Below are 3,267 nucleotides of genomic sequence, written 5' to 3' on the forward strand. Positions count from 1 at the left end.
GGTTGGGATGCCGTGCTTTTTCCCATGCTTCTGGTGGGATGTGATGGCGGCACGAACGCAACGAGCGGTGTGGTGCCGGAAATCACGCGAGCGATCTACGAGGCTGTCCGCCAGGGACGCATTGCGGAGGCAAGGCGCTGGCAGTATCGGCTGCTGCGGTACAATGACTGTCTTTTTGGAGCGAGTGATTTCCCTGAGGGTTTTCGGGTAGGTGTCGCGTGCCGTGGGTTCCGGATGGGAACGGGCCGGCAGCCCCTTTCGGATTTCCATCGGGAAAGGCTCGATCAATTACGGTTGGAGCTTGCTCAATTACTGGCGGAAGACGGACTGGAGGGTGAGAGCTCGCCCGACACCACCCATTCAAAAGAGGAACGCACCGCGTCCAAATCGGTGCCGCCCGATTTATCCCTTCTGACCGTCGGGAATGGATCACCCAGTCAAGTGGAAGTTGAACGGCTCGTCCAGGAGGTCGTGGCTGTCCTGACGCAAAAGGCAACATGGCCCGGCCAGTGAGGGAGGGATACAATTCCGCTATCCCCATGGGAAAATAGAAGGATCATTTCCATCGGGGGCAACCCCGCCCGTGGTTTTTGTGTCGGTGACGACGGTCAATCAGCGACAACGCGCAAGCGGGTCCGGGTAAGAGCAATGGGATAGAGCCCGGACCGGTGGACCCGGGTACCCATTGGACGTGTCTTCGAGCGGGTGCGTTGTCGCCGGACGCAGCCGGAAAAGGAGTCAGCCTTGGCAGCCGAAAACTTACTGGAAGTTCATTGGTGGCATTGGGCAGCCTTCCTCGGAGGCATCGCAGTTCTCCTGTTTCTGGACCTCGTCGTCTTTCACCGCCATGACCATGCGCCAAGTTTGCGCGAATCTTTTTTGTGGTCAGTTTTTTGGATTGGGCTGGCCCTCGTGTTCAATGCGTTCGTCTGGTGGTGGGGGTGGCACCTACATGGCAGTTCCGAGGCGGGCGTCAAATTCCTGACCGGGTTCGTCGTGGAAAAATCACTTTCGGTGGACAATTTGTTTGTCTTCGCGGTGATCTTCCGCTATTTCGGCGTATCCATCAAATACCAGCACCGGATACTTTTCTGGGGGATCCTCGGCGCGATCATTATGCGGGGAATTTTCGTAGCTGCTGGGGTCAGCCTCATTCAAATGTTTGAGTGGGTCCTATTGGTTTTCGGTGCGTTTCTGATTTACACCGGAATTCACCTGGCGTTCTCCAAAAAGGAAAACGTGCATCCCGAGAAAAACGTCGTGCTTCGCTTCGCCCAAAGGTGGTTTCGCATCAGTCCCGAACCCATTTTTGATCACTTTTTCGTTCGGCGAGGCGGCCTCGTCCATGCCACGCCGGGGTTCCTGGTTCTCCTCGTGGTGGAAAGTACCGACGTGCTCTTTGCGGTGGACAGTGTCCCCGCGGTCATCGGCATCACGCGTGACCCGTTCATTGTCTATTCCTCCAACATCTGGGCAATTCTTGGGTTGCGGGCATTGTACTTTCTCCTCGTCGGCGTGCTGGACCGTTTCGAGTACCTGCATTATGGTCTCGCAGCCGTGTTGTCCTTCATTGGCTTGAAAATGGTGGGTGAGTACGTGGGGCACCACTACTTCAATCTTCACGGGCGTCTCATTGATCCGTGGGTCTCGTTGGCCATCGTGGGGGGGATTTTGGGTATTTCCCTGCTGCCGACCTTTTTTGTGAAAGGGAAGTCCGCACCGGGCAAATCGGACGAAATCCCGCCGTTGGAGAAATCTCCGCCACCCGCTGAAGCCGTGCGGGACGAGCGTTGACCATACCCCGAAGCTCAGCCGGGAAATACAGGTCCCCGGGCTGCTAAAATTTGTATGATGTTTGTGATTGTCAAAAACGGCTCGCCAATGTTCGATACCAGAATGGGCACTGAATGCGTCGATTGTCGAGCCCGATGCGCGGCGGTTCCATGGACAGTCATCGTATCTACCTGAGGCAGCCCTGGATGGTGTTTGAGTCGAGCGAGGGAAAAGTCCTGCAGCGGCGTTTTCACACCCCCTCGGGGTTGACCCAGACAAGCCGTGTGTGGCTTATCCTGGAGGCAGTGCCGACTCCCGCAAATGTCCAGTTGAACGGAAAGACGATCAGTTTTGAAGAAAGCCGGTCGAACTGTGGCGAGCAATCGGTATATCGGGCAGAAATTACCGATCTGTTAAGCACAACAAGCAATCTGGTGACTATCCGGCTGCTTTCCCGACCACAAACGAACCCGTCGGCGGTTGTTCAAAAAGGATCCGAAGAGTTGCCCGGCGTCGGTGGAAAGGTTTACCTTGAAATATGGGAGGCCTAGGTCGCCCGGCTTGAAATGGGCAATCCGCACGCACGAAAGGCGCTTTGGCTTTTAAAAAGAACACGGTGAGCGGATGTGCATGATGAACGGCTGGAACGCACGTCTCGGCTATCGATTGGCTTTTCTATCCTCGATCCTCGTGATGTTGTGTGCATCAGCAGGTCGAGGGGAATCTCCAGGATCGCCGGGGGCCGACGAGGGAATGGCGCTGGTCACGGCCATGGAATCGGCGATTGTCAACGCCGTGGAGAAGGCGGAAAAATCTGTCGTGGCGATTGCGCGGGTGCGTGTGTCGCGGCCTGGTGAAGTGTTCAATCTTGAACCAAAACTCGATATTTTCGGTCGGCTTCTGACCCCAGCCCCCCAACTCCAACCTGGTGACCCGGACTTCGTTGCCGCCGATTATGCGGCTGGTGTCGTGGTGGACTCCGATGGGTTGATTCTCACGCTGGCCCAGGTCCTCGCTGATGACAGCGAGTATTACGTGACTCTGAGCGATCATCGGGTCTTCCGGGCGGCGGTCAAGGCGGCAGACCCGCGAAGCGATCTGGCCGTCCTGACAATCCCCGCCCATGACCTGCCCCCCATACCGCTTGGTGATGCTGGCAAGCTTCGCAAGGGGCAAATTGTCATCGCGTTGGGCAATCCTTACGCCATCGCTCGTGATGGTCAGGTGTGCGCGAGCTGGGGAATCGTGTCAAATCTCGGGCGGAAGGCGCCCGCCGTTCCCTCGGATCAGGAACCGACTGGGAAACCGACGCTTCATCATTTTGGTACGCTCATTCAGACGGATGCCCGGCTGAGCTTCTCCACAAATGGCGGGGCCCTCATCAATTTGAGAGGAGAAATGGTGGGGCTCCTGACGGCACTGCCGGCGGTGGCCGGTTTTGAAACAGCGGCCGGATACGCCTATCCGGTGGATGAGACATTTCGCCGGGTGCTC

The 3,267-nt window shown here is 57.1% G+C and carries 4 protein-coding genes; all 4 read left to right on the forward strand.

All coding sequences use genetic code 11. The features are described 5' to 3' along the window. On the forward strand, window positions 1-513 hold a 513-nt coding region (locus H5U08_RS13610), incomplete at its 5' end, for a dihydrodipicolinate synthase family protein (RefSeq protein WP_297034097.1). 231 nt (window positions 514-744) lie between these two features. Beyond that, window positions 745-1,794 (forward strand): TerC family protein, encoded by a 1,050-nt coding sequence (locus H5U08_RS13615; RefSeq protein WP_297034100.1) that lies wholly within the window; start codon window positions 745-747, stop codon window positions 1,792-1,794. A 149-nt stretch (window positions 1,795-1,943) separates the two neighbouring features. After that, window positions 1,944-2,324, forward strand: coding sequence for a hypothetical protein (locus H5U08_RS13620; protein WP_297034102.1), 381 nt, complete (start codon window positions 1,944-1,946; stop codon window positions 2,322-2,324). Window positions 2,325-2,403: 79 nt separating this feature from the next. Next, on the forward strand, window positions 2,404-3,267 hold an 864-nt coding region (locus H5U08_RS13625; RefSeq protein WP_297034105.1), incomplete at its 3' end, for a trypsin-like peptidase domain-containing protein.

It is taken from the genome of Thermogutta sp., assembly GCF_014359955.1.
Lineage (GTDB): Bacteria > Planctomycetota > Planctomycetia > Pirellulales > Thermoguttaceae > Thermogutta.